General features: G+C 70.8%; 18 protein-coding genes and 1 tRNA gene. 11 read left to right on the top strand and 8 right to left on the bottom strand.

What is annotated here, in order from left to right; all coding sequences use genetic code 11:
• Nucleotides 1-6: 6 nt before the first annotated feature.
• Nucleotides 7-1,893 (bottom strand): signal peptide peptidase SppA, encoded by a 1,887-nt coding sequence (gene sppA / locus CA12_RS12545; protein ID WP_165700722.1) that lies wholly within the window; start codon nt 1,891-1,893, stop codon nt 7-9.
• A gap of 277 nt (nt 1,894-2,170) precedes the next feature.
• On the opposite strand from sppA, the gene CA12_RS12540 reads away from it, so the two are divergent.
• Both CA12_RS12540 and CA12_RS12535 read left to right on the top strand, forming a co-directional pair.
• Nucleotides 2,171-2,980: a hypothetical protein gene (locus CA12_RS12540; protein ID WP_145359257.1), complete on the top strand. Its 810-nt coding sequence runs from the start codon at nt 2,171-2,173 to the stop codon at nt 2,978-2,980.
• Nucleotides 2,981-3,200: 220 nt separating this feature from the next.
• On the top strand, nt 3,201-5,027 hold the full coding sequence (locus tag CA12_RS12535; RefSeq protein ID WP_242687892.1) for a divalent metal cation transporter: 1,827 nt from the start codon (nt 3,201-3,203) through the stop codon (nt 5,025-5,027).
• 171 nt (nt 5,028-5,198) lie between these two features.
• On the opposite strand, the gene CA12_RS12530 is transcribed toward CA12_RS12535, so the two are convergent.
• Complete coding sequence (locus CA12_RS12530; RefSeq protein WP_145359256.1) at nt 5,199-6,830, bottom strand: NAD(P)/FAD-dependent oxidoreductase; 1,632 nt, start codon at nt 6,828-6,830, stop codon at nt 5,199-5,201.
• A 480-nt stretch (nt 6,831-7,310) separates the two neighbouring features.
• On the opposite strand from CA12_RS12530, the gene carB reads away from it, so the two are divergent.
• The 3 genes from carB to CA12_RS12515 all read left to right on the top strand — a co-directional run bounded on the left by carB (nt 7,311) and on the right by CA12_RS12515 (nt 12,267).
• Complete coding sequence (gene carB, locus CA12_RS12525) at nt 7,311-10,643, top strand: carbamoyl-phosphate synthase large subunit (RefSeq protein ID WP_145359255.1); 3,333 nt, start codon at nt 7,311-7,313, stop codon at nt 10,641-10,643.
• A gap of 120 nt (nt 10,644-10,763) precedes the next feature.
• Complete coding sequence (locus CA12_RS12520; RefSeq protein WP_145359254.1) at nt 10,764-11,804, top strand: DUF1559 domain-containing protein; 1,041 nt, start codon at nt 10,764-10,766, stop codon at nt 11,802-11,804.
• 31 nt (nt 11,805-11,835) lie between these two features.
• Nucleotides 11,836-12,267 carry a YkvA family protein gene (locus CA12_RS12515; RefSeq protein ID WP_145359253.1) on the top strand — a complete coding sequence of 144 codons (432 nt, stop codon included), beginning with the start codon at nt 11,836-11,838 and terminating at the stop codon, nt 12,265-12,267.
• Between the two features lie 134 nt (nt 12,268-12,401).
• Here the strand turns inward: CA12_RS12515 and CA12_RS12510 are convergent, their stop codons facing one another.
• Nucleotides 12,402-12,944, bottom strand: a complete 543-nt coding sequence (locus tag CA12_RS12510; protein ID WP_145359252.1) for a hypothetical protein — start codon at nt 12,942-12,944, stop codon at nt 12,402-12,404.
• Nucleotides 12,945-13,538: 594 nt separating this feature from the next.
• On the opposite strand from CA12_RS12510, the gene CA12_RS22090 reads away from it, so the two are divergent.
• From CA12_RS22090 to CA12_RS12495, 3 genes are all read left to right on the top strand, one after another.
• On the top strand, nt 13,539-14,129 hold the full coding sequence (locus tag CA12_RS22090; RefSeq protein ID WP_165700721.1) for a hypothetical protein: 591 nt from the start codon (nt 13,539-13,541) through the stop codon (nt 14,127-14,129).
• A 213-nt stretch (nt 14,130-14,342) separates the two neighbouring features.
• Nucleotides 14,343-15,014 carry a hypothetical protein gene (locus CA12_RS12500; RefSeq protein ID WP_165700720.1) on the top strand — a complete coding sequence of 224 codons (672 nt, stop codon included), beginning with the start codon at nt 14,343-14,345 and terminating at the stop codon, nt 15,012-15,014.
• Nucleotides 15,011-15,286, top strand: coding sequence for a DUF167 domain-containing protein (locus tag CA12_RS12495; RefSeq protein WP_145359250.1), 276 nt, complete (start codon nt 15,011-15,013; stop codon nt 15,284-15,286). Before CA12_RS12500 ends, CA12_RS12495 begins: the two co-directional genes overlap by 4 nt.
• A gap of 127 nt (nt 15,287-15,413) precedes the next feature.
• Here the strand turns inward: CA12_RS12495 and CA12_RS12490 are convergent, their stop codons facing one another.
• Nucleotides 15,414-16,532 carry a magnesium transporter gene (locus CA12_RS12490; RefSeq protein WP_165700719.1) on the bottom strand — a complete coding sequence of 373 codons (1,119 nt, stop codon included), beginning with the start codon at nt 16,530-16,532 and terminating at the stop codon, nt 15,414-15,416.
• 99 nt (nt 16,533-16,631) lie between these two features.
• Here CA12_RS12490 and CA12_RS12485 point away from each other — a divergent pair, with 99 nt between their 5' ends.
• Complete coding sequence (locus CA12_RS12485; RefSeq protein WP_145359248.1) at nt 16,632-18,107, top strand: sulfatase family protein; 1,476 nt, start codon at nt 16,632-16,634, stop codon at nt 18,105-18,107.
• Between the two features lie 4 nt (nt 18,108-18,111).
• Here CA12_RS12485 and CA12_RS12480 read toward each other — a convergent pair whose 3' ends face one another.
• Nucleotides 18,112-18,762, bottom strand: coding sequence for a flagellar protein FliT (locus CA12_RS12480; RefSeq protein WP_145359247.1), 651 nt, complete (start codon nt 18,760-18,762; stop codon nt 18,112-18,114).
• Nucleotides 18,763-19,807: 1,045 nt separating this feature from the next.
• Between CA12_RS12480 and CA12_RS12475 the strand changes: the two genes are divergently transcribed.
• Nucleotides 19,808-20,638, top strand: coding sequence for a hypothetical protein (locus CA12_RS12475; RefSeq protein WP_145359246.1), 831 nt, complete (start codon nt 19,808-19,810; stop codon nt 20,636-20,638).
• A 40-nt stretch (nt 20,639-20,678) separates the two neighbouring features.
• On the opposite strand, the gene CA12_RS12470 is transcribed toward CA12_RS12475, so the two are convergent.
• The 3 genes from CA12_RS12470 to CA12_RS22085 all read right to left on the bottom strand — a co-directional run bounded on the left by CA12_RS12470 (nt 20,679) and on the right by CA12_RS22085 (nt 22,306).
• Complete coding sequence (locus CA12_RS12470) at nt 20,679-21,071, bottom strand: PGPGW domain-containing protein (protein WP_207621969.1); 393 nt, start codon at nt 21,069-21,071, stop codon at nt 20,679-20,681.
• A gap of 60 nt (nt 21,072-21,131) precedes the next feature.
• The gene (locus CA12_RS12465; protein WP_145359245.1) at nt 21,132-22,166 is read right to left on the bottom strand and encodes a YegS/Rv2252/BmrU family lipid kinase; all 1,035 of its coding nucleotides are present in this window, start codon (nt 22,164-22,166) and stop codon (nt 21,132-21,134) included.
• Nucleotides 22,167-22,235: 69 nt separating this feature from the next.
• A tRNA-OTHER gene (locus tag CA12_RS22085) sits at nt 22,236-22,306 on the bottom strand.
• A gap of 286 nt (nt 22,307-22,592) precedes the next feature.
• Between CA12_RS22085 and CA12_RS12460 the strand changes: the two genes are divergently transcribed.
• Nucleotides 22,593-22,778: a site-specific integrase gene (locus CA12_RS12460; RefSeq protein WP_145359244.1), complete on the top strand. Its 186-nt coding sequence runs from the start codon at nt 22,593-22,595 to the stop codon at nt 22,776-22,778.
• Nucleotides 22,779-22,829 lie beyond the last annotated feature (51 nt).

Genomic DNA, 22,829 nt, shown 5'->3' with positions numbered 1-22,829 from the left:
GCTGAACTACTTCACCTTCAGCCCGAAGGGCATCACGACCAGGGCCCGCTCCTTGGCGAGGGTTTCCAGCGTACCGAGGCGTTCGGCGACGCCGGCCAGCGGCTCCGGCAGGGCGTCGACGGCGGCGGCGACGGCGGCCTCGGCGACGGCGGTCTGCTGCATCCGGATCATGCCGGGCAGGCCGTTCTCAAACAGGGCCTCGAACGGGTTGACCGGCTTCGGCAGGTTCAGCCGGCCTAATTCATCGCCCTCGTCCACGTCGTCGAACCGTTTCGCAGCGGCCTGCTCGGCGAGGGCGATCGCGTCCTCTAAGGTGCCGAGTTCGTCCACCAAGCCGAGTTCCTTTGCCCGCTCGCCGCTGTAAATGCGGCCGCCGGCCAGTTCCTTCAGCTTTTCGAGGTCCATCTCGCGGCCCTCGGCAGCCTTTTTGGTGAAGAGTTCATAGATCTCCGCGAGCATCTTCCGCATCGCGGCTTCCTCGGACTCGTCGAACGGGGTGAGCAGCGAGAGGGTGCCGGCGTTGTCGCCGAATTGCACCACGTCGTGGGTCACGCCGAAGCGTTTGAAGGTCTCCCCGAAGGCCAACTTGCCGCCGACCACGCCGATCGAGCCGGTGATCGTGGACGGGTCAGCGATAATCGTGTCGCCGGGCATGGCGATGTAATACCCGCCGCTGCCGGCGACCTCGCCCATGGAGACGATCAGCGGCTTCTCGGCCTTCAGTCGGACCAGCGCCCGCCACATTAAATCGCTGGCCAGCGCCGAGCCGCCGGGGCTGTCGACCCGCAGCACGACGGCCTTCACGTCGTCGTCCTCGCGAGCCTCGTCGATCGCTTCGATCATCGTTTCCGAGCCCATCGACTGGGCGCCGGTGAACGGGCTCTCCACGCTTTTGCCGGAGATAATCGGGCCGAGGGCGTAGATCACGGCGATCTTCGGACCCTTGGCGGCGGAGGTCGCCGTCTCGCCGGATAGATCGTTCAGCAAATCCATCAGGCCGGAGAAGCCCTCGTACTTCTTCGGCTTCGGCTTGAGGTAGTCCTCGACGACCCGCACCTCGCCGGCGTTGAGGTCCTTCTTGATCAGGTCGGCGATCTGATCCTCATAAAGGATCTCGTCGATCAAACCGGCGGCCTTGGCGCCGAGGGCGGTGTGCGGGCCGCTGTCGATCGCGGCGTCGACGGCGTCCTGCTCCATCCCCCGCGTCTCGGCGACGGTGGCGAGGATGTTGGCGTAGATGTCGCCGAGCACCTCGGTCAGTTCCTCGCGGAACTCCGGGCTCATCGAGCTGCGGGTGTAGGGTTCGGCGGCGCTCTTGAACTTGCCCACGCGCAGCATCTCCGGCTGCACCTGAAAGTCGTCGAACAGCTCCTTATAGAACTCCACCTCCGCCCGCAGGCCGACCATCATCACGCCGCCGCTTTCGGGGGCGATGACCTTATCGGCGGCGCAGGCGACGAGGTAGCCGGGGGTGGAGGCGTCCTCGAAGTAGGCGTAGACCGGCTTGCCGGCGTCGCGGACGGCTTTGATGCTCGCCCGCAGGCTGCGGGCCTTGGTGAAGCCGACGGACGGGGCGTCGATCTCCAGCAGCACGGCGCTGATGCGATCGTCGGTCGCCGCCTTCTCGATGCGGCCCTTCGCCTTCTCCAACGTCTGGGTCAGGTTGCCGAAGGGGCCTTCGGGCTGCGGGGCCTCGGGGAAGGAGCCGGTCAGTTTGATGTGGGCGACGTTCGCCTTTGCGATCGCCGGTTTGGCGTCGGCCGGCTTGACGTCTTTCGATTTGGCGTCGCCGTCGTCGGCCAGGGCGGGCGAGGAGACGCCGGCCGTCAGGGCGAGGAGGGCGGCGGAGACGAACGCGGCCGGCGAGAACCGGCGGGGGGTGGGTCGGAGCATCGTCGGCGGGGCTGGGGAGTCCGAAGGGCGAACGGTCTGACGACGGAGGCGGATCGGCGACCGGCGACACGGGCACGAGACGCGTCGTGCGCGGGGGATACCGCCCGGGGGGGCCGAAGGATTCGACCGATCGGGCGGTCCGGCACGGTAGGGGCGCGTGGGGCGGCGGTCCATCCGCCCGGTCCCCGCGTTCGCCGCTTGCGGGCGGTCCGACGGGGGGAAGAATGCGAGGACTCCGCCCCCGCATTCAATTCCGCCGACCGCGGCCCCGCTGTCCATGAACACCGTCACCGTCGCCCGCCTTTCCGCCGCGGCGTGCGCGGCGCTGCTGTTCGCCGCCCCCGCCCCCGCCGGCGGACTCGTCTGGAACCTCCCGGAGCCCGGCACGCAGGTGCGGCACGAAGGCTCCTACACCCAAACGCTGACGGACGAGCAGAACCAGGTCACCACCGTCGAGCGCCGCCGGCAGATCACCCTGCGGGCGCTGGAAGCCGAAACCGCCACCGTCGACGGCGAACAGGTTCCCGCCCGCTGGCTGGAGATCGTCTCCGAGACCGGCGCCCCCGGCGAACGCGGCCTGGAAACCGGCCCGGCCGGGCGGGTGCTCTACAAGGTCCTCGTGCCGGAGTCCGGCGTGATCGGTCGGCCGGCGGACGACAATGGCATCCCGCAGGCGTTCCTGCCGGTGATCCGCGGGTGGAAGCAGGTCGGCAACGGCGAACCGACGGAGTACGGCCCGGTCCTCCGCGCCTACCCGACGCTCACCCTGCTGAAGGAATATGAACCGGCGGAGCTCACCGAAGAAGGCGCCGCCGCCGCCGACACCCCCGCCGGGCAGTTCGAGGGTACGCGGTATCAGGGCCGGGTCGTCGAGGAGAGCGACCGGGCCCGCGTCACCAATGTGGGGCAGTTCGTCGTCAGCCCGGACGTGCCGTTCGGGCCGGCCCAGTGGGAGGTGACCCTCACCCGCGAATCGAAGGACCTCAGCGAACCCCGCGACGCCTACCGCGAGACGAGCAAGACGGTGGTCCGCATGAGCGTCGCCGAGATCAGCGCCGGCGCCCGCGGCGAACTGCCCCTGCCCTGACGCATCCTGAATGGAAGTGTCCCGGACGCGCCAGGCGTCCGGGACGCTCGCGGCGTGCGCGGCGGTCCGGCGGCGGGCGGGCGAACCGGCGTCGCACGGTTCTGCAGGCGGCGCGACGGGCGGTCCCCGGGAAACGAAGCGGAGAGGGCGCGTCAGTTGCGGGGGCGTGGCGATCGACCGTAGCGTGCGGTGGATTCGCCCCCACTGATCCGACCGTCGCATGAGCGCCGCCCCCCCGCCCCCCGCCCCCGCCGGTTCTCCCAGCGAGGCGGGCGACGTGCGCGCGGCGCGATCGGCGGCGACGCCCTTCTCCCCGGACGGCGAACTCGCGCTGGACGAACCGCTCGTCAAGCCGGTCGGCGGCGAGGCGATCGAACGCGAGCGGGAGATGCTCCGTGAGATCAACTCCCGGTCCCTGCCCGGCCGGCTGGCCGGTTATGTGCGACTGTCCGGCCCCGGCTGGCTGCAAAGCGCCCTGACGCTCGGCGGCGGCTCGCTGGCCGGCGGGTTGTACCTCGGCGTGATCGCCGGCTTCGGGCTGCTCTGGTTGCAGCCGGTCGCCATGATCCTGGGCATCTGCATGCTCTCGGCGATCGGCTACGTCACCCTGTCCACGGGCCTGCGGCCGTTCCGGGCGATCAATCAGCACGTCAACCCGGCCCTGGGCTGGCTGTGGCTGGCCGCCAGCGGGCTGGCGAACGTCGTCTGGGCCCTGCCGCAATATTCGTTGGCGACGGGTGCCCTCCAACAGAACCTGATGCCGGACCTGCTGGGCGGGGGCGGCGAGCTCTCGGACACCACGGCCAAGGTGATTATCGCCGGGGTGATCCTCGTGCTCTCGATCGCCGTCACCTGGAGCTACGGCAGCGGGCACTGGGGCGTGCGGGTCTACGAAGTGATGTTGAAGGTGGTGGTCGGCCTGATCGTGGCCTGCTTCATCGCCGTGGTGGCCCGGCTGGCGATCGCGGGCGAACTGGACTGGGGGGCGGTGTTCGCCGGGTTCGTACCGGACCTCGGAGCGATCTTCCGGCCGGCGCCGGCGATGCAGGCGCTCGTCGACGCCCTGCCGGACGCGGCCTCCCGGGACTACTGGTCGAACGTGATCGTCGGCAGTCAGCGGGACAAGATGATGGCCGCCTTCGCCACGGCGGTGGGCATCAACATGACCTTCCTGCTGCCCTACAGCATGCTCGGCCGCGGCTGGGGCCGGGAGCACCGCGGGCTGGGCATCTTCGACCTCGCCACCGGCATGTTCATCCCCTTCTTCCTGGCGACCGCCTGCGTGGTGATCGCCTCCGCCTCGCAGTTCCACGGACAGCCGAAGGCCGACGTACGCATCGACGACGCCGGCTACGCGGCTCTGCTGGAGAAACCGGAGGGCGAGCTGACCAAATCCGAGTCGGCGTTCTTGAAGAACGTGGACGCCCGCGGCGTCGAACGGGCGACGCTCTCCGAAGACGAGCGGGTGCTCGCCGCCGCGCTGGTGGAGCGGGACGCGGACGCCCTCGCCAGCAGCCTGACGCCGGTGTTCGGCGGCGGCCGGTTCGCCGACGTGGTGTTCGGCCTGGGCGTGTTGGGGATGGCGTGCAGCACGATCACCCTGCTGATGCTCGTCAGCGGGTTCGTCGTCTGCGAGGTGCTGAACGTGCCGGCGACCGGCTGGTACTTCCGGTTGGGCGCCCTGCTGCCGTGCCTCGGGGCCCTGGGGCCCTTCTACTGGAGCGGGGCGGCGGTCTATCTGGCCGTGCCGACCAGCGTGTTCGGCCTGACCCTGCTGCCGGTCGCCTACCTCACCTTCCTGTTGTTGATGAACCGCCGGGAACTGCTGGGCGACGCGATGCCGACCGGCGGCAAGCGGATCGCGGTGAACCTCGTGCTGGGCACGGCGACGCTGGTGGCGTTCTTCGCCGCCGGCTGGGCGATCCGGGACTCGACCTTCCTGGGCATGACGTTCGGCTGGCCGGGGCTGATCGCCGTCGCCGTCGCCTTCGCCGTGGCCCTCGCGGTGGGCGAGGTGGTGAAACGCCGCGCCGCCGCGGCCGCGTAGAGCCGTTTCAATACCAGCCCGACGCGCAAGCGTCGGCCGTCGGCGCAGCCGACGGGGTCGAATGGCACAGGCGTTCGAATGGACACGGGTCCGACCCTTGCGCGTCGGGCTTGTATTGGCGTCCCAAGTCCGGAGCCGCGTTCCAACGGGAACGCGGCTCGCTCCGGCCCGTTACCGCTGCGCCCCGACGGCGGCGCTGCCGGCGGGGGCGGGGGTGCGGGTCGCGGCCGGCAGCGTCGCTTCCAAGACCCGTTCTGCGGCTTCGGTGGCGTCGGAGACGCCGTGCGGGTCCGGCTGCGGCGGGGCGGCGTTCAACCGGGCCGTCAGCGGATTCTCGCCGTCCTCCTTCGTCTCGGCCGGAAAGCTCACCGGCAGCGTCTGGCCGGTGATCAGGCGGGCGCCGCGGTCCATCGTCACGTAGTGGTAGGCCCACTGGATCATGACCAGTAGCCGGCTCTGATAGCCGACGATGTACATCACGTGGATCGCCAGCCACATCAGCCAGGCGAACCCGCCGGTGGCGTGGTAGCGGCCGAACAGATCGGCCACCGCGGCGCCGCGGCCGATGACGGCCATCGTGCCGAGATCCGTGTACTCGAACGATTCGTCCGGCAGTCCGCGGAGACGGCGCCGCAGCGTTTTGGCGGTGTGCTTGCCCTGCTGCATCGCCACCTGGGCCACGCCCGGCAGCGGGGTCGTCCCCTTCCCGCCGCCCTGTTCGCTCCAGCCGCCTTTGGAATCTTCCGGGGCGTGATCGAAGTGAGCCAGGTCGCCGAGGACGAAGATCTCCGGACGCCCCGGGACGGTGAGGTTCCGCTCGACCTTCACCCGACCTTCGCGGTCGGCGGGGCAGCCGGTCGCCGCGGCGAGCCGTTTGCCCAGCCGGCTGGCCCGGACCCCCGCGCACCAGACCACCGTGCGGGCCTGCAACGTATAGGAGGGCGAACGATCCTCCGGGCTGAGCGTCACCTCCGTGGCGGTCACGTCGGTGACGCGGGTGTCGGTGATAATTTCCACCCCCATCTCCCGCAGATCGCGGGCGGCGTAGCGGCTCAGCTCTTCGTCGTAGGAGCTCAGCACCCGCGGGCCGCCGTCCGCGATCACGATGCGGGCGTCGGAGGGATCGATGCGGCGGAAGTCGTTTTTCAGGGTGTTGCGGGCGATCTCCGCGATACTGCCGGCCAGTTCCACGCCGGTCGGGCCGCCGCCGACCAGCACGAACGTCATCCAGGCGGCCCGTTGGTCCGGGTCCGGCTCGCGCTCCGCCTCCTCGAAGGCCAGCAGGATGCGGCGGCGGATCTCGATCGCGTCCTCGATCGTCTTGAGCCCCGGGGCGTACGGCGCCCACTCGTCCCGACCGAAATAGCTGTGCGTGCTGCCGGAGGCGACGATCAGCGTGTCGTAGGGGATCTCGTCCTCCGGCCCGCCGGCGGTGGTGGGGTTGTTCTTGCCGCAGAGTTGCACGACGCGGCGGTCCATGTCGAAGCCGACCGCCTCGCCCAGCAGCACCGTGGTGTTGCTCTGCCGGTCGAACATTCCCCGCAGTGGGGCGGCAATGTTGGCGGGGCTCAGACTGCCCGTCGCCACTTGGTACAGCAGGGGTTGGAACAGGTGATGGTTGCGGCGGTCGATCAGCGTGACGTCCACGTCCGCCTTCCGCAGCCCGCGGACGACGTTCATCCCCGCGAAGCCCCCGCCGATGACCACCACGCGGTGGCGGCCCTCGGGGGAATGCGTCAGCGGAACGGGGCCGCGACCGTTGAGAGTGACGGGGACGGCGGTGTCGGCTTGCGGGGGGGCCATCGAAGAAGACACGGGATCGAAAAGACGCGGGGAGGGGGCGGCGCAGCGGGGAAACGGCGTCGCGGGCGGGCCGTCACACCGTATCGCCGCCGCCGCCGCCCGCCACGGGGGAGGCCCCAATCCCCCGGCCAACTTGACCGCCCCGCCGGCATGCCGGCGCATTGACCAGATCCCGCAGCAAGGGCAGTCGGAGCGCCGGTTCCACCGTCGCGGTCCCGAAACGCGCGGCCGGCGAGCCGATCGACGGGCCGGGGGAATCGCCGCGGCCGGGGCAGAATCGCCGCGGTGGGAGCGGGAGGCGTTCACCGACCGGCCGACGTTGCAAAAATGGGACGTGCGCCGCCTTTTCGCGCCATGCGGCGCTGCGGCCCGGCGGGCGACTTTGCAACGCCGCCGCCCGCCGGTAGCGTCACCGGCGAGGGCCGCCCCGCCCGTTCGGCTCCCCGTCTGCGCCGCCCCTGCCTTCCCAATACAGCGCCCGTGCCCAAACGCACCGACATCAAAAAGATCCTGCTGATCGGCTCCGGCCCGATCGTCATCGGGCAGGCCTGCGAGTTCGACTATTCCGGCACCCAGGCCTGCAAGGCCCTGCGGGAAGAGGGATACGAGGTCGTGCTGGTGAACAGCAACCCGGCCACGATCATGACCGATCCGGGCACCGCCGACCGCACCTACATCGAACCGATCACCCCGGAATACGTCGCGGAAGTGATCCGCCGTGAACGTCCCGACGCCCTGCTGCCGACCCTCGGCGGTCAGACCGGCCTGAACACCGCCCTCGCCGTCGAAAAGATGGGCGTGCTGGACGAATACGGCGTGGAGATGATCGGAGCCCGCCGCGACGTCATCAAAAAGGCCGAAGACCGCGAGCTGTTCCGGGAGGCGATGGCGAAAATCGGCCTCGACGTGGCGAAGAGCCGCATCGTCAAAAGCATGGACGAGGCCCGCGAGGCGCTGGAGGAACTCGGCCTGCCGATTATCTGCCGGGCCAGCTACACCCTCGGCGGCGCGGGCGGGGGCATCGCCTATAATAAGGAGGAGTTCGAACGCGTCGTCGCCTCCGGATTAAAACTCTCCCCGGTCAACGAGGTGATGCTGGACGAAAGCATCCTCGGCTGGAAGGAGTACGAGATGGAGGTCATGCGCGACCGCAACGACAATTGCGTGATCGTCTGCTCCATCGAAAACTTCGACCCGATGGGCGTGCACACCGGCGACAGCATCACCGTCGCCCCGGCTCAAACGTTGAGCGACAAAGAATATCAGCGGATGCGGGACGCCACGCTGGCGGTGATGCGAGAGATCGGCGTCGAAACCGGGGGCAGCAACGTGCAATTTGCCATCGATCCTGACACGGGTCGCATGGTCGTCATCGAGATGAACCCCCGCGTCTCCCGCAGTTCGGCCCTCGCCTCCAAAGCGACCGGCTTCCCCATCGCCAAAATCGCCGCCAAGCTGGCGGTCGGTTATACGCTGGACGAACTCCCCAACGACATCACGCGGGAGACGAAGGCCTGTTTCGAGCCGAGCATCGACTACGTCGTCACGAAGGTCCCCCGCTGGACCTTTGAAAAGTTCCCGGAGGCGGACCCGACGCTGACGATTCAGATGAAGAGCGTCGGCGAAACCATGGCCATCGGCCGCACGTTTAAAGAGAGCCTGCAAAAGGCTCTCCGCGGGACCGAAACCGGGCACTTCGGCCTCGGCGGCGGCAAGAAAGATCTGTGGGACACGCCGGACCGGCCGCGGGAGGACGCGATCGTCGCCGGGCTCGCCACGCCCAACGAGCACCGCATGAGCTTCCTGCGGTACGCTTTTAAAAGCGGCATGACGCTGGAGCGGGTCCACGACCTGACTGCGATCGATCCCTGGTTCCTCGATCAACTGCAACAGCTCGTCGAAATTGAGGACGAAATCCGGGCCGTCGGCTCCCTGTCCGCCGTGACTGCGGCGCAGATGCGGCGGTTTAAGCGGGCCGGGTTCGGCGATCAGCAGCTGTCCTACTGGCTCAACGCCGGCGAAGCCGCAGTGCGGGCCAAGCGGAAAGAACTCGACGTCGAGGCGGTCTTCAAACAGGTCGACACCTGCGCCGCGGAGTTCGAGGCCGTCACCCCTTATTATTACTCGACCTACGAAACCGAGGACGAATCGCCCGGCCCCCGGCGGCCGGTCAATCCCGAGGGGCTCAGCCCGTACAGCCGGGTGATGATCCTCGGCGGCGGGCCGAACCGCATCGGCCAGGGGATCGAGTTCGATTATTGCTGCTGTCAGGCCTCCTACGCCCTGGAGGAACTGGGCGTCGAAAGCGTGATGGTCAACTCCAACCCGGAGACCGTCTCCACCGACTACGACACCAGCGATCTGCTGTTCTTTGAGCCGCTGACGACCGAGGACGTTTTAAACGTCGTCGATCGGCTCAAGCCGGACGGGGTGATTGTGCAGTTCGGCGGGCAGACCCCGCTGAACCTCGCCAAGGGGCTGGAAGCGGCCGGCGTGCCGATTATCGGCACCAGCCCGGAGATGATCGACGTCGCCGAGGACCGCGACCGCTTCGCCGAGATCCTCAAGAAAACCGGCCTCCGCCAGCCGCCGAATGGCACTGCGACCGACGCCGCCGGCGCCCGCAAGATCGCGGAACGCGTCGGTTACCCCGTGCTGGTTCGCCCCAGCTACGTGCTGGGCGGCCGGGCGATGGAGATCTGCTACGACGGCCCGGCGCTGTCCGGTTATATGCAGTCCGCCGTCGACGCCTCCCCGGACCGACCGGTATTGATCGACCGCTTCCTGGAAGACGCCATCGAGGTGGACGTGGACTGCGTCGCCGACTTCGGCGTCGAGGGCGGCGGGGTCGCGATCGTCGCCGGGGTGATGGAGCATATTGAAGAAGCCGGCGTGCACAGCGGGGACTCCGCCTGCTGCCTGCCGCCGCACAGCCTGCCGAAGGCGGTCGTGGAGGAGATCGAGGCCGCCACCATTAAACTGGCGCAGGCGTTGAACGTCTGCGGGCTGATGAACGTGCAGTTCGCCGTCAAAAAAGAGGGCGACGACTTCACGGTCTATGTGCTGGAAGTGAACCCGCGGGCCAGCCGGACGGCGCCGTTCGTCTCCAAGGCGACCGGCATGCCGTGGGCGAAGATCGCCGCGAAGGCGATGGCCGGCGTGTCCCTGGCCAAGCAGGGCGTCGCCGACGCCGGGCCGCCGCCGAAGCACTTCAGCGTGAAGGAGAGCGTGTTCCCCTTCAGCAAGTTCAGCGGCGTGGACATCGTCTTGGGCCCGGAGATGCGGTCCACCGGCGAGGTGATGGGCATCGCTCACGCCTTCCCGACGGCCTACGCCAAAAGTCAGATCGGCGCCGGCAACCCGCTCCCGCCGGCCGGCGCGGGGACCGAGGGCGGCGGCGGCCGGGCGATCTTCATCAGCATGGCCGAGGGCAAAAAGGCGGCGATCGTCGAACCGGCCCGCCGACTGGCCGCCCTCGGCTACGAGATCCTCGCCACCAGCGGCACGGGGTCGGTGCTGAAGGAGGCCGGGGTCGAGGCGGAAATCGTCCGCAAGGTGCAGGAGGGCCGCCCGAACCTCATCGACCACATGGCGAACGGCCGGGTCGGCTTCATCTTCAACACGCCCAGCGGCAAGGGCGCCCGCACCGACGAGGGCAAGATCCGGGCGGCCAGCGTGGCCTACGGCGTGCCCTGCGTGACCACCCTGCCCGGCTGCGTGGCGGTGGTGGACGCGCTCGAAGCCCAGGCCGCCGACCCGACGCCCCGCGTCGTCAGCCTGCAGGAGTGGCACGCCGCGGAGGGAGACGCCTGACGCGCCCGGTGGGGTGAGCACGACACGGTCGCGGTTGCGTTGACGAGGCGCTGGCGTTGCGTGACGCCTTCAGTTCAAGACGTTCCCCCGCGTACAGCCGGTGTGCGATAGACTCCTTCAATGACACGCCCGCCCCGCCGTCCGCAGGAATCGTTCTCGATTCGCGGGGGGATCACGGTGGTGGAACTGTTGGTCGTGATCGGAGTCGTGGCGCTGCTTGTCGCGCTCGTGCTGCCGGCCGTGCACTCGGCGCGGGAATCCGCCCGCGTGACCCAATGCCGGAACAACCTTCGGCAGACGGCGCTCGCGCTACAGAACCACCACGCCGCCCGTGGTTCGCTGCCGTCGTACTACAACGGTACGTCGCTGCAATACCCGCTGGGCGAGTGGGACCTGTTCCATCTTCATTCGTGGCGGACTCCGCTCCTGCCCTACCTGGATCAGGCCCCGCTGGCGGCGCGGCTGGATTTGGCCGCGTTGGCGACCGGGCCGGAGAACGAAGCCGCGGCCCAGACGCCGGTCCCGACCTTCCTCTGCCCCAGCGGCGACGCGCCAACGGTGATGGGGTGGGGCCTCAAACACGATCGGCTCGCCGGTCTCGGAGACGTTCCTCTGGAGGAGATCCCCGACGAGGACCGCTACTCCGTCGTGCGGAGCGACTACGACGCGATGGCCGGGATCCAGACGCTGCCCGATCCGTTTCCCGAGAAGGCGGATTCCTCCTCCGTCGACTTCGTCCGTTGGGGCGCCTGGGGGTGGCCGGTTTTTGAGCAGAGGACGACGGCGGGCTCGCGACTGTCCTCCTACCGCGCGGGCCGTTTCGCGGATGTGCGGGACGGGCTCTCGAACACGATTTCCCTAGTGGAGCGGGCCGGGAAGCCGACGGAGCTGCTCAACGGGAAGCCCGCCGTCACCTCCGGGAACCCGAACGCGCTGTATCCGGGCCAAGTCGGCTGGTCCGCCAGCAACACGTTCCTGTGGTCGATCAACGCCGACGGCGTGGGGGTGAACGAATCGAACTCTCGCGGCATCTATTCATTTCACCCCGGAGGGGCGAACGTCGCCGTCGCCGACGGATCGGTCCGGTTCCTCTCCGACTCCACAAACTTCGAAACGCTGGTGGCGCTCTACGGCCGGTCCGACGGCGGCCTGCCCGACTGACGCCCGAACGGCGAGGGCGTATCATTGAGTCATGAACGCCTCTGCCGATTCGTCCCCCATCTCCCCGGACGCCTACTCCCCGGAGGCCTTTAAGGCGAAGCTGGTCGGGTTCGCCCGACTGGCGGGGCGGCAGGTCGTGGAGAAGGCGTTGATCCTGTATCACACGCTGCAACGGCCCGAGACGCCCAAAGCCGCCAAGGCGACGATCGTGGGGGCATTGGCGTACTTCATCCTGCCGATCGACGCGATCGCGGACTTCCTGCCGGGCATCGGATTCACCGACGACCTCGGCGTGATCGCCGCGGCGCTGGTGACGATCTCCGGCTACGTGACGGACGACATCCGCGAGACCGCCGCCCGGCAGGCCGCCGCCTTCTTCGGCGAGGCCCCCCCGCCGAGCCTCGCCCGCCGCGGCGGGCGGTTTGCCGAGACCGACGACGCGACGGACGACGACGGCGCCTGAACGCCTGCGGGAGGTCGCCCGGCGCGCATGAACAGAGCCGGCCGCCCCCGGGGGGGCGACCGGCTCCGGTCGGTCAAGATGCCTCAGACGGAGGCGTCCCAGTCAGACGGACCCCGGCGGGCGGGGCGTCGGACTCAGTACCCGCAGACCGGGGCGGCACAGGTCGGGGCACAGACGTCGCCGCAGGGGGCGGCACAGGTCGGGGAGCACAGCTCGCCGTAGACCGGAGCGCCGCAGGACGGGGCGCAGATGTCGCCGCAGACGTCGCCGCAGGGGGCGGCACAGGTCGGCTCGCAGCAGTAGTCCACGCAGCCCGTTTCGCAGCAGTCGTTGTGGTGGCAGAGGCCGTGCAGCTTGGAGAGCAGCCAGGCGTTCTTCCGATGCTCCAGTTCGACGATCTTCCGGCCGAACCGCTTCAGGCAGGATTCCCGCGGCGGGCAGCAGTAGGACTCGCAGCAGCCCATCGGGGCGCAGACGTCGCCGTACACCGGGGCGGCACAGGTCGGGGCACAGACGTCGCCGCAGGGGGCGGCACAGGTCGGGGCGCAGCCGTAGTCGACGTAGCCCGGAGCGGCGCAGCTGCCGTCGCCGTGCCCGAACAGGCCGGCACTGGCGGAGGCCGGCAGGGCCAGGGCGATCGTGCAGGCGGCGAGCAGCAGGCGCGGGGAAACCATCATGGACAACTCCGTTTGAAGGGTGCAGGTGGCAGAAGAACCGGCGGACGCCCGGCAGGGCCGTCGAACCGAAGGGAAGAAGTCATCGGGTGTGGCGGCAAATGCGTTCCGTCCCGCGTGAACCCGTTCCATCGGGTCGCCAAGCTGCGGAAGCCCCGCCGACGTCGTGTCTGCGGGACGCGTGCGGTCCGCGGGGACGCCGCGGCGGGAGCCGCGGCAGGTCGCCGGCTCGTCCCCGTCGTGGAGGTCGAGCCAGCAGCGGGCCGGTGCCCTTGCGATCGGCCCGACGGCCGCCGGCGGTTGAGCCGCCCGGCCTAATCGGTCCGGGTCTTTGCCGGCGCCAACCGGTAGCGCCGGCAGTTCGCGTTGCGTCGCTCGCCTCGATTTCGCCCGCCATGCCGGTTCTGCCGGACGCCGCCCGCGACCGAAAAACATGAGCGAAAACATCCCCCCGCGTCGTCTCGCTGGGTCGCGAAGGGTCCGACCCGCGGAGGTCGGTGGGCGGGATCTTTCGTCTTCCGATCAGGAACGAAACCGACGCGGCACAGTTCCGTAGGCCAGACTGAGAGGTTCCTCCGTCGCACGGCGCCGTCCACAATGACCCCCTCCGAGACTCACCTCGCCGCCGCACGGGCGGCGTTGACCCATCGCGATCCGCTCGGAGCGGTGCGGGAGGCGGAAGCCGCCGCCGCGGCTGGCGCCGGCGGGGCCGAACCGCACTGGCTGACGGCGCTGGGCCTGGCGGCGAGCGGCCGACCCGGCATGGCGCTGGTCGCCGCCGGTCGCGGCGAGGGGCACGCCCCGGACGACCCCCGGGCGGCGCTGGTCTGCGCGGCGGTGGCGGCGCTCTCGGGCAAATCGGAGGCCGCGGAGGTCTTCGCCGCCGCGGCCCTCGACCGCGATCCCGCCTGCGCCGCCGCCCACGCGGTACGGGCGGGGCTCTGCCTCGTCGCCGAGGACTGGGACGGGGCGGACGCCGCCGCCGCCGCGGGGCTCCTCGCCGATCCCGACCACCCGGCCTGCGAACGAATCGCCGAGCTCGCCGGGGACCCGATTGATCGGATGGACCCGAACGCCTGCGGGTTGGTCGTCTGGGAGGCGCTCGTCCCCGACGCCCGGGACCTCGCCCGGGTTCCGGCCGCCGCCGCCGCCGCCGAGGGGTGGGGCGGCTGGTTCCCCACGGCCTGACCCCGCCTCCCGCGGCGGGCCGGCCCGCCTGCCCTGCGGTCCGGTGGGGGAGATCCGGCGTCGGTCCGCCGGTCGGGGGGATTCCCCGGAAACGACGCGTGGAAATGGCGCTTGTCCGAGCCCGGCGTCGTCGGGCACGCTGCCCCGCCCCTTGGAACCCTGCATGCTCGCGCCGCCGTCGTCCGCCGTTTCTCGTCCTGCCCCGCCCGCCTCGTGACGAACTTCCTCAGCGACGCGGCGCCGGCCGATCTGTGCCTGCACGCGGCGAACTTCTGCTACCTCGCGTCCTACCTCACGCGGGACATGCTCTGGCTGCGCATCCTGACCTGCGTGGGGATGTCGTTGCAGATCGTGTTCTTCACCTGCGGGTCGGTCCCGATGTTCGGCCCGACCGCCTGGATGGCGGCGTTCGTGGGCATCAACCTGATCCAGATCGCCCGCCTGCTGCGGTACCGAGAGCGGATTCAGCTCAATGCCGAGGAGGCGGCCCTCAGCGCCGAGGCGTTCGAGCACCTCACCCGTGAGGAACTGGCCGATCTGCTGACCCGCAGCGTGCGGATCGGTACCCGGCAGACCGTCGAGTTCAACCCGCACGAACTGACCGAGGGCGAACTGACCGAGGACGAAATCGTCCTGCGGGATATGGCCTTCGGCGGCCTGACCCGCGGCGATCTGCTGAACCTGGTCACTCGTCGCTTCCACGGAACGACGGCCCACCTCACCCCCTCCCGGGTGCGGCGCTGGACGGAGCGGCGGAAGCGGCGCTGGAACCAGTGGACGGCCCAGCGGGCCGCGAAGAAAGCCGGCCGCTCCGATCCCCCCGTTCCCCCCGCCGCCCCGGCCCGGTCGGATGACGAGGCCGGCACGCTGCTCCCGCCCGAATGACCGCCGCCCCGGCGGCGACGCTGACCGTCAAGGTCGTCCCCGGCGCCAGCCGCTCGGCGGTCGTCGGCTGGCTGGGGGAGGCGTTGAAGGTTCGCGTGGCGGCCCCGCCGGAACGCGGGAAGGCGAACGCCGCGGTCCTCGCCCTGTTGGCGGAGGCGCTCGGCGTGCCGCAGCAGGCCGTGACCCTCGCCGCCGGCCCCACGTCCCCCCGCAAAACGATCCGGGTGGAGGGCCTGAGCAACACCGAGGTCCGCCGCCGGTTGGGCGGATAGACCCCGGCAATCGCGGCGAGGTTGACCCTCCGCTTGCGGCTTCGCGGCACCTAAAAGCCGTCTGGCACCGCGAAACCGCAAGCGTGATCGGCGGGCGTCGCCCCGAGAATCGGGCCTCCTCTTCACATCACAGCAGTGCGCGGGCCAGGGAGAGGTAGATCAGCAGGGCGCCCAGGTCCGTCGTCGCCAGCACGATCGGGCCGCTGGCGACGTGCGGGTCCGGGTGCACCCGGCGGAGCAGGTTCGGCACCGCCGCCCCCACCGCCGCGGCCCAGGTCACCCCGCCGGCGACCCCGCCCAGCAGGCACCACGTCACGTCTCCAGGCCCCAGCCAGACGGCGCCGGCCCCGGCGATCAGCAGCCCGCAGGCCACGCCCAGCACCAGCCCGCCGACCGCCTCGCTGCGGGTCCGTCGCCACACCGCCCGCCACCCCGGCCGGCCGCTCCGCAGCGCCGGCAGGGAGAGACTGACGGACTGGATCGCCACGCTTTCGGCCAAGGCCAGCACGACGGGAATGAACAGGGCCAACGCGACGGCCTTCTGCAGTTCCGCCTCGAACATCCCGGTGAGAAACGCTGCCGTCAGCCCGCCGGCGACGTTCGTCAGCAGCCAGGGGAACCGCGTCTTGAGCGGGGAGAACGCCGCCGCCATCCCCCCCGCCCGCTCGCTGCTGCGGACCGCCTCCAGGTGCACGCCGACCAACTGGAACAGGTCGTTCGTCAGCTCCTTGGCGTCCCCTTCCGCGAGGTCCACCAGTTCGTTCGTGTAAAGATTCACGTCGATCACCCCCAGCAGCCGGCCGCCCGGCTCGACGACCGGGAACGCCAGCAGGCGGTGGAGAATGAAGAACTCGCAGGCGTCCTCGACGGTCGCGGCGGCGGGGATCGTGATCGGGTGCAGGAATGCCACCTCCAGCAGCGGGGTCTCCGGTTCGGCGAGGATCAGCCGCCGGGTCGGCACCACGCCGGCGAGCGTGCCGTCCGGCCGCACTGCGTAGAAGTAGATGACCGTGTGCTTCGGCGGGTTCTTCCGCACCGCCGCCAGGGCCTCGCCGACGGTGCCCTCGGCCGGCAGCCGGGCGTAGTCGGTCCGCAGGTGGGCGGTCACCGGGTCGGTCAGCGGCGGCCCGGCGTGCGAGGAACCGTCCCCCCGCGGGGGGACGCCCGGCAGCGCGGGCGCCGCCGGCGGGGCGATGGCGAACTCGGCGGCGGTCGCCGGGGCGGCGGGGGTGGGCGGCTCGGGCATGCCGGGGTCATACCCCATTCGCGGCGGAGTCCCTACGGGGCGGCAACGAACCGCAGGCGTCGGTAGCATCGCCGCGTCCGCACGCTTCGGAGCCGCTTGATGAGTCCCGCCGCCCTCCTCGCCGCCGCCTGGGTTCTCGGTGCCAACCCGCCAGCACCGGACGCCGCCTCGGTCCAGCCCCCGCGGGGCGTGGTGCTGGTGATGGCGGACGACCTCGGCTTCGCCCAGGTCGGCTATCCGATCGGCCTGCGGGACGAACCGCACCCGGTCCTCCAGACGCCGCACCTGAACGCGATGGCGGCCAACGGGTTGCGGCTGGACGGGTTCCGTTCCGCGGCCTTCACCTGCTCCCCGACCCGGGCCAGCGTGCTGACCGGCCGCACCAACGACCGCACCGGCGTGCTGGAGCACGGCTACCCGCTCAACCCCAACGAAATCACCCTCGCCCAACTGCTGCGGGACGCCGGCTACGCCACCGGGCACTTCGGCAAGTGGCACCTCGACGGCTTCCGCGGCCCCGGCGTGCCGATCTTGGAGGACGACCCGCTCAGCCCCGGCAACTTCGGGTTCGAAACATGGCTGAGTGTCACCAATTTCTTCGACCACGACCCGCTGATGAGCCGCGGCGGAGCGATCGAGCAGTTCGCCGGCGACTCCTCCGAGGTGATCGTCGCCGAGGCCCTCACGTTCATCCGACAGCGGGCCGCGGCGGAGGAGCCGTTCTTCGCGGTCGTCTGGTACGGCTCCCCGCACAGCCCGTTCGTGGCGAGCGACGAGGACGCCGCCCCCTTCGCCGACTTGGAGAAGAGCTCACAGAACCATCACGCCGAGATCGCCGCGATGGACCGCAGCGTCGGCGCCCTGCGGGCCGGGCTGCGGGAGGCGGGCTTCGCGGAGAACACGCTGCTGTGGTTCTGCAGCGACAACGGCGGCCTACCGCGGATCGAACCGTCCCCCGTCGCCCCGCTGCGGGGCAATAAGGGCACGATCTACGAGGGCGGCCTGCGGGTCCCGGCGATCGTGGAGTGGCCCGCGGCGATCGAGCCGGGCCGCGTCTCCGAGGCCCTGACCGTCACCAGCGACATCCTGCCGACGGTGTGCGCCGCCGTCGGCGTCGCCCCGCCGGAGCGCCCGCTGGATGGAGTGAACCTGCTCCCCCTGCTCTCTGGGGCGGCGCCGGAGTGGCAGCGGCCGAGCCCGCTGGGCTTTCGGCAAATGGGCTCCGTCGCCTGGGTCGACGGGGATTGGAAGCTGCTCGCATCCCGCCGCAACCAGCCGGCCAACCGCGGCCGACGTTGGGAGTTGTACGACCTGGCGAACGACCCGACCGAATCGCGGGACCTCGCCGCCGAGCGCCCCGCCGATGTCAGCCGGTTGGCGGAGGCGTTCGAGCGGTGGTCCGCGGAGGTGGACGCCAGCGCCGCGGGGAGGGATTACGGCCCGGACGCGATCCCCGCGACCGCTGAGCCGCGGCAGTGGGCCGCCTCGCCGGAGTACGCCCCGTTCCTGGACGAATGGCGGTCGCGGCCGGAATACCGCGGGACGATCGAGCGGTACGCCCGACCGACCCGCTGAGCCGCTACGGCGCGTCCGCCCCGACTTCCGCCGGAGTGTCGCCGAGCGGGGCGCGAAGCTGCCGCCAACGCTCGGTCAGCCCGCGGACCTCCTCACGCAGTCCCCGTAACTCCTCCAGGATCTCCCGCCGCGTCTGTCGATCGTCGGCGTCCGGCGGCTGCGGGGAGAGCAGCGGGAACTCGGTCGGCCAAGCGGTTGGTGCGTCGTCCGCGGGCGTGTCGGCGAACGTCGGCGGGGGCGTCAGCGGCCCGTACTCCGCCATGCCGTCCCGGACCGGCGCGGCGTCGGCGCCCCGGTCCTCCCGTTCGCCCCGCGGCCGACTCGTTCCGAGGGGCGCCGAGGAGACGTCCGTGAGCCGGCCGCCGGCGGTCGACGGCAGGTGGGCCAATCGCCCGACCGGCCCGGTCGACGTCGACGGAGCGGCGCCCCCGTCCGCAATCATCAGCGGCCCGGCGGGGGTCGGACTGACGGGAACGACAGGCTCCGCGGCGGGGGCCGGTCGGCCGCGGCCGTCGTCGACGTACCAGGCCCCGCCGCGGCGCCAGTCGGCGAAGGCGACCTGAAACTCCTCCGACGCCGGCGGGGAGGGCAGAACCGCCAGCGTGACGGCGACGACGGCGCCCGCCGCCAGCGCGACCTTCGCGGTCCGCAGCATTTGACGGGGGAACGCTCCCGACGGAGCCCCGGTCGGCCGGGCGTGTACGCGACGCGGAGCCGCCCGGCGATCGGTCGACGGACGCTCGACGAACACGGGCAGACGCCTCTCGAACGGGACGGGACGTCGCTTTTCATCGACCCGCCCCGCTCCAGCCCTGCGGTACAACCCGGTCCGGCAACCCGCCGCGGGGGCGGTCGGCCCGCAGAACCCACGCGATGCGGCGAACCGTTCGCCCGAACGGGCGGCTCCGAGAGCTGCTTCGTCAGGCAAGGCGCTGTCGCGGCCGCCAGTCCGTTGCCGCGACCGGCTCCACGGAGACTCGGCGACGGGAGCGACGGCCGCCGCGACGGCGAACGTCACCGGGGGCGCCGCTCCAAGCCGGCGCCACGGCGGGTTTCAGGGAACGACCGAACCCCGTCGCCTCCGCCCAGTTCGGGGCGAAATGCGCGAAGTCCTGCCGCAGACGATCCAGCCAGCTTTGCAACAGCATCCGGGCCCTTTGTGGGGGAGGTCGGCGGGGGACGGGCGGCGAGCGAAACTCACCGCCCGCCTCCAGTGTACGCGGCCGACACCCCGCGGGGCGGCGCCGTTCGCCGCCGCCGCGGCGATGTGGGCGGCGCCCCGATCCCGGCCCGGCCGCGTCGCCCGGCTCTCGGGGGCGTCTCAAGCCGTGCGAAACGCCATTTCTTCAACTGAAAAGCCAGCACGCCGTCGAGCAGCGCCGTGTCGCGGCCGCGCTCGTGAGCGATCCGCAGTTCGCCGCCCAACTCGGCGGCCCCGGCCGCCCGGGGTCGCCCAGCGCCCGCCGACACGACGGAAGGGCGGCGGCGGAGCGAACGGCAGAACGGCGACGCGCGGGGGCGTTCCGGGGGTGGAAAGCAAGGCGTGGAACCTGAACTGACCGGGGGCGCCGGTCCCGGTCCAGAAGCGGTCGGTTGATCTGTGCGCCTCGGAGCGATTCGTCCTAGGGTGTCCGACCGATTGGTTCGCCTCCGCGGAGACTCGCCCCATCCGTCTGCGCCCGCCCCCGCTGGTTCACCTCGTGGCGGTCTGCGCCACGCTGGGGTTCGTTGCGCCCGTCGCACGGGCGGAGCTTGCGGACCGGCCGATCGACCTGCTCGCGTTGGCCGAGGGGGAAGCAGAGTCGGCGGCGGACGGCTCGTGGGTCGACGCGCTCCCCTTCGACCTGCTGGCCCCGCCGGCGCCCGGACCCGGGGACGACGCCCCGAACTCCTTCTGGCGCCGCCCCGATTGGCTGCCCGACGTGTTCGGATCGCCCGCCGAGGAGCGACGCGGCCCGGTCGCGCTCCTGGCGCCGGATCAGGGGGGGCTGGTGTTCCACGAAACGTCCGCGCTGGGCCGGGCGCTGGCCAGCCGGGGCCGACTGCGGTTCGACGCCTGGTCCGACTTCGACGACACCACCCGCTTCGGGGGCCAGTTGGTGGCGACCACCTGGCTGCGGGCGGCGTTGGACACGGAGGCCTACATCTGGGACTCCGACGACCCCGCCGCCCCCGGCGAACGCTTCGGCGGCAAGTACTACACCGGCGACGTGAACCTCGTCGCCCAAGTCGTGAGCCATCCCCGCGGCACGATGCGCACCGGCCTCGGCGCCGCGTGGGTCCACGACGACGCCGGCGAAACCGTCTTCGGCCCGCAGGCCACGATCGCCCTCGACGCGAACCTCCTCGGCCCGGCGACGGCGGGCTTCGAGATCGATTACGGGGCGATCGAGGGCGACGAACTCTTCCGCTGGCGGGTTGAGGGCGGCTGGGTGCTGGGCTCCGCGGAACTCCGCACCGGCTACGACAAGCTGAATCTGGGCGACGAGAACCGCGGCGGGTGGTTCGCGTCCCTGATGATGCGGTACTGACGAACCGGGCGGCCGGCGTTCTCGAGGGCGACGCCGCCGGTCAGTCGACCCGCAGCGGCCCGACGCCGCGGCGACGGCGGAGGGCGTTGAGCGCCCGGAGCACGAGCGACCGCCGCACGATCGCCCGTTCCAGCCGCCGTTTGCCGGGCATGTCGGTGAGCACCACGCCGGCGAGGATCGTCAACACGCCCTGTCCGGGCAGCACCAGCATGGCGACCCCGGCGAGGATCAGCGTGCCCCCGGCGACGTTCTTCCCGATGCGGGCGCTCCAGACCACCGCCGGATGACGCGGCCGACCAGTGCGGCGGGAGACCGGCACGGGGCGACGGTCCCCGACGAAGTAGTCCTCCGGAATGGCGGCGACCAGCCACGGCAAGGCGAGCAGCCCGCCGACAAACGCCAGGAGGCTGAATCCCGCCGCGATCGAAAGCACGGTGGAGTTTCGATCCGCGAACGCGCCGAGCGCCTCCCACACGCGGTCAGCCGACACAGATCAGCCCCGCCCGGCGCCCGCGTCCCGCTCGTTGCCCGCGCCCCGGGCGTCACCGGCGTCCGGCTGCGGCGGGGGGCTCAGCAGGGGGGAGGTCGCGGGGAGCAGCACCCGAATCGCCTTGTGGAGCACGTCGAACTTCAGCAGGCGATCGGTCAGCGGTTCGCCGTCGAGGTTCACCTGGATCGGTTCGTCCGCTTCGATGGTCACCGTCTCGGCCCGGCCGACGGTGAGGACGGTGGGGTCCCGTCCCTCCCCGACCGCGAGCAGATCGTCGTAGAGGTGCTTATAGCCGGCGATGCCGACCTCCGGCACGATCGTCACCTCCAGCTTGCCGTCGTCGATGCGGGCGTGGGGGGTGACGGCGATGCCGCCGCCGGCGTAGCGGCCGTTGCCGACCACCACGGCCAGCACCCGGCCGTGCCAGCGATCGTCGTCGGCGGTGACGGCGACCTCGGCGCCGACGGTGTCGGAGAGGTTTTTCAGCCCCGTCCACCAATAGGCCATGCCGCCGAGCAGCTTCTTGACCATCGGGTCGGCCTCGGTGGTCACCCGGGCGGCGTAGCCGGCGCTGGCGGCGTTGAGGAACGGGCGTCCGTTCAGGCGGCCGACGTCGGCCAGGTGGCAGGACAGGTCGGGAATTTGCAGCAGGCAGCGGGGCGGATCGTCGACCGGCAGGCCGGCGGCGGTGGCGAAGTCGTTGGCGGTGCCGTAGGGCACCACCGCGAGGATCGGCCCGCTTTCGTCGGTCTTGCCGTCTCCGCCGCACTCGACCAGGGCGGCGGCGACCTCGTTGAGGGTGCCGTCGCCCCCGGCGGCGGCGATCACCGCGTTGCGGGCGGCGTCCGGGTTCTCCCTGCGGTGGGCGGCGTGGGCCTGGGCGACCTGCCGGGCGTAGCGGGCCGGGTCGCCCTGCTCCCAGCAGACGCGCACGTCCACTTGGAAGCCGGCGTTCCGCAGGCTGCCGACCGCCTCACGGAGCCGCTCGTCCACCGCCGCCCGCCCGTTCAGGATCAGCGTAATCGGACCGATGGACACTCAGGCGAACTCCCTCGAAGAGAGGCGACGGGAACGAAGGACAGGACCGACCGCGCGAGAACCCAAAAATGGGGCTGACAGGACTCGAACCTGCACCCTGTGAAGGACCGGATCCTAAATCCGGGGAGGCACCGGTCAGCAAATCCTGTGCAACAAGGGCAAAAACGGTCGCAAGTGGTTATCGCGAGGAGCGATGCGGCCGGGGCGGTGTGTCGCCGTGTGGCAATCATGTCGGCCGCTGTGGCGCCACATGGAGGCACTTATGAGGCACTGTCCCGAACGCCCGAACCACCGCGAAGCAAGCGTATCCCGCCGAGGCGCCCATTCCAAGAGCCGTCCAGCTCTCCGGGCGTCGCCGGCTGAAAAGGCGAAGCCGGTGCAGGTCTCGCAAACGGGGAGCGGATGCCGTTTCGGAGGCTCAGAACATTGCTTGAACTCGCCTGCCGCTCCACAGGCCACCAACTCCACCACACCCGCGTCACCTCATACCAGATGCAGTACGGCATCGAGCTGACCCGCACCGTGCTGGGGCACAGCGACACCGGGACCAGCGAGATCTACGCCGAACGCGACCTCGCCGCCGCCGAGCGGGTGATGCGGGAGGTGGGGTGAGACAGGATGACGGCCCCGCCGAGTGTTCCTTGTGAGGCGCACCCTCCCGCC

Source organism: Alienimonas californiensis, from assembly GCF_007743815.1.
Taxonomy (GTDB): domain Bacteria; phylum Planctomycetota; class Planctomycetia; order Planctomycetales; family Planctomycetaceae; genus Alienimonas; species Alienimonas californiensis.
Note: the sequence above shows the minus strand (reverse complement) of the source record. Positions and strands in the feature narration are given on the sequence as shown.

What these genes read in the sequence shown, in the direction of transcription:
- CA12_RS22090 (WP_165700721.1), top strand. Translation starts at nt 13,539, where the DNA reads ATGACCCCCTCCGAGACTCACCTCGCCGCCGCACGGGCGGCGTTGACC.
- CA12_RS12510 (WP_145359252.1), bottom strand. Translation starts at nt 12,944, where the DNA reads ATGATGGTTTCCCCGCGCCTGCTGCTCGCCGCCTGCACGATCGCCCTG.
- CA12_RS12490 (WP_165700719.1), bottom strand. Translation starts at nt 16,532, where the DNA reads ATGCCCGAGCCGCCCACCCCCGCCGCCCCGGCGACCGCCGCCGAGTTC.
- CA12_RS12530 (WP_145359256.1), bottom strand. Translation starts at nt 6,830, where the DNA reads ATGGCCCCCCCGCAAGCCGACACCGCCGTCCCCGTCACTCTCAACGGT.
- sppA (WP_165700722.1), bottom strand. Translation starts at nt 1,893, where the DNA reads ATGCTCCGACCCACCCCCCGCCGGTTCTCGCCGGCCGCGTTCGTCTCC.
- CA12_RS12495 (WP_145359250.1), top strand. Translation starts at nt 15,011, where the DNA reads ATGACCGCCGCCCCGGCGGCGACGCTGACCGTCAAGGTCGTCCCCGGC.
- CA12_RS12520 (WP_145359254.1), top strand. Translation starts at nt 10,764, where the DNA reads ATGACACGCCCGCCCCGCCGTCCGCAGGAATCGTTCTCGATTCGCGGG.
- CA12_RS12535 (WP_242687892.1), top strand. Translation starts at nt 3,201, where the DNA reads ATGAGCGCCGCCCCCCCGCCCCCCGCCCCCGCCGGTTCTCCCAGCGAG.
- CA12_RS12540 (WP_145359257.1), top strand. Translation starts at nt 2,171, where the DNA reads ATGAACACCGTCACCGTCGCCCGCCTTTCCGCCGCGGCGTGCGCGGCG.
- CA12_RS12515 (WP_145359253.1), top strand. Translation starts at nt 11,836, where the DNA reads ATGAACGCCTCTGCCGATTCGTCCCCCATCTCCCCGGACGCCTACTCC.
- CA12_RS12485 (WP_145359248.1), top strand. Translation starts at nt 16,632, where the DNA reads ATGAGTCCCGCCGCCCTCCTCGCCGCCGCCTGGGTTCTCGGTGCCAAC.
- CA12_RS12480 (WP_145359247.1), bottom strand. Translation starts at nt 18,762, where the DNA reads ATGCTGCGGACCGCGAAGGTCGCGCTGGCGGCGGGCGCCGTCGTCGCC.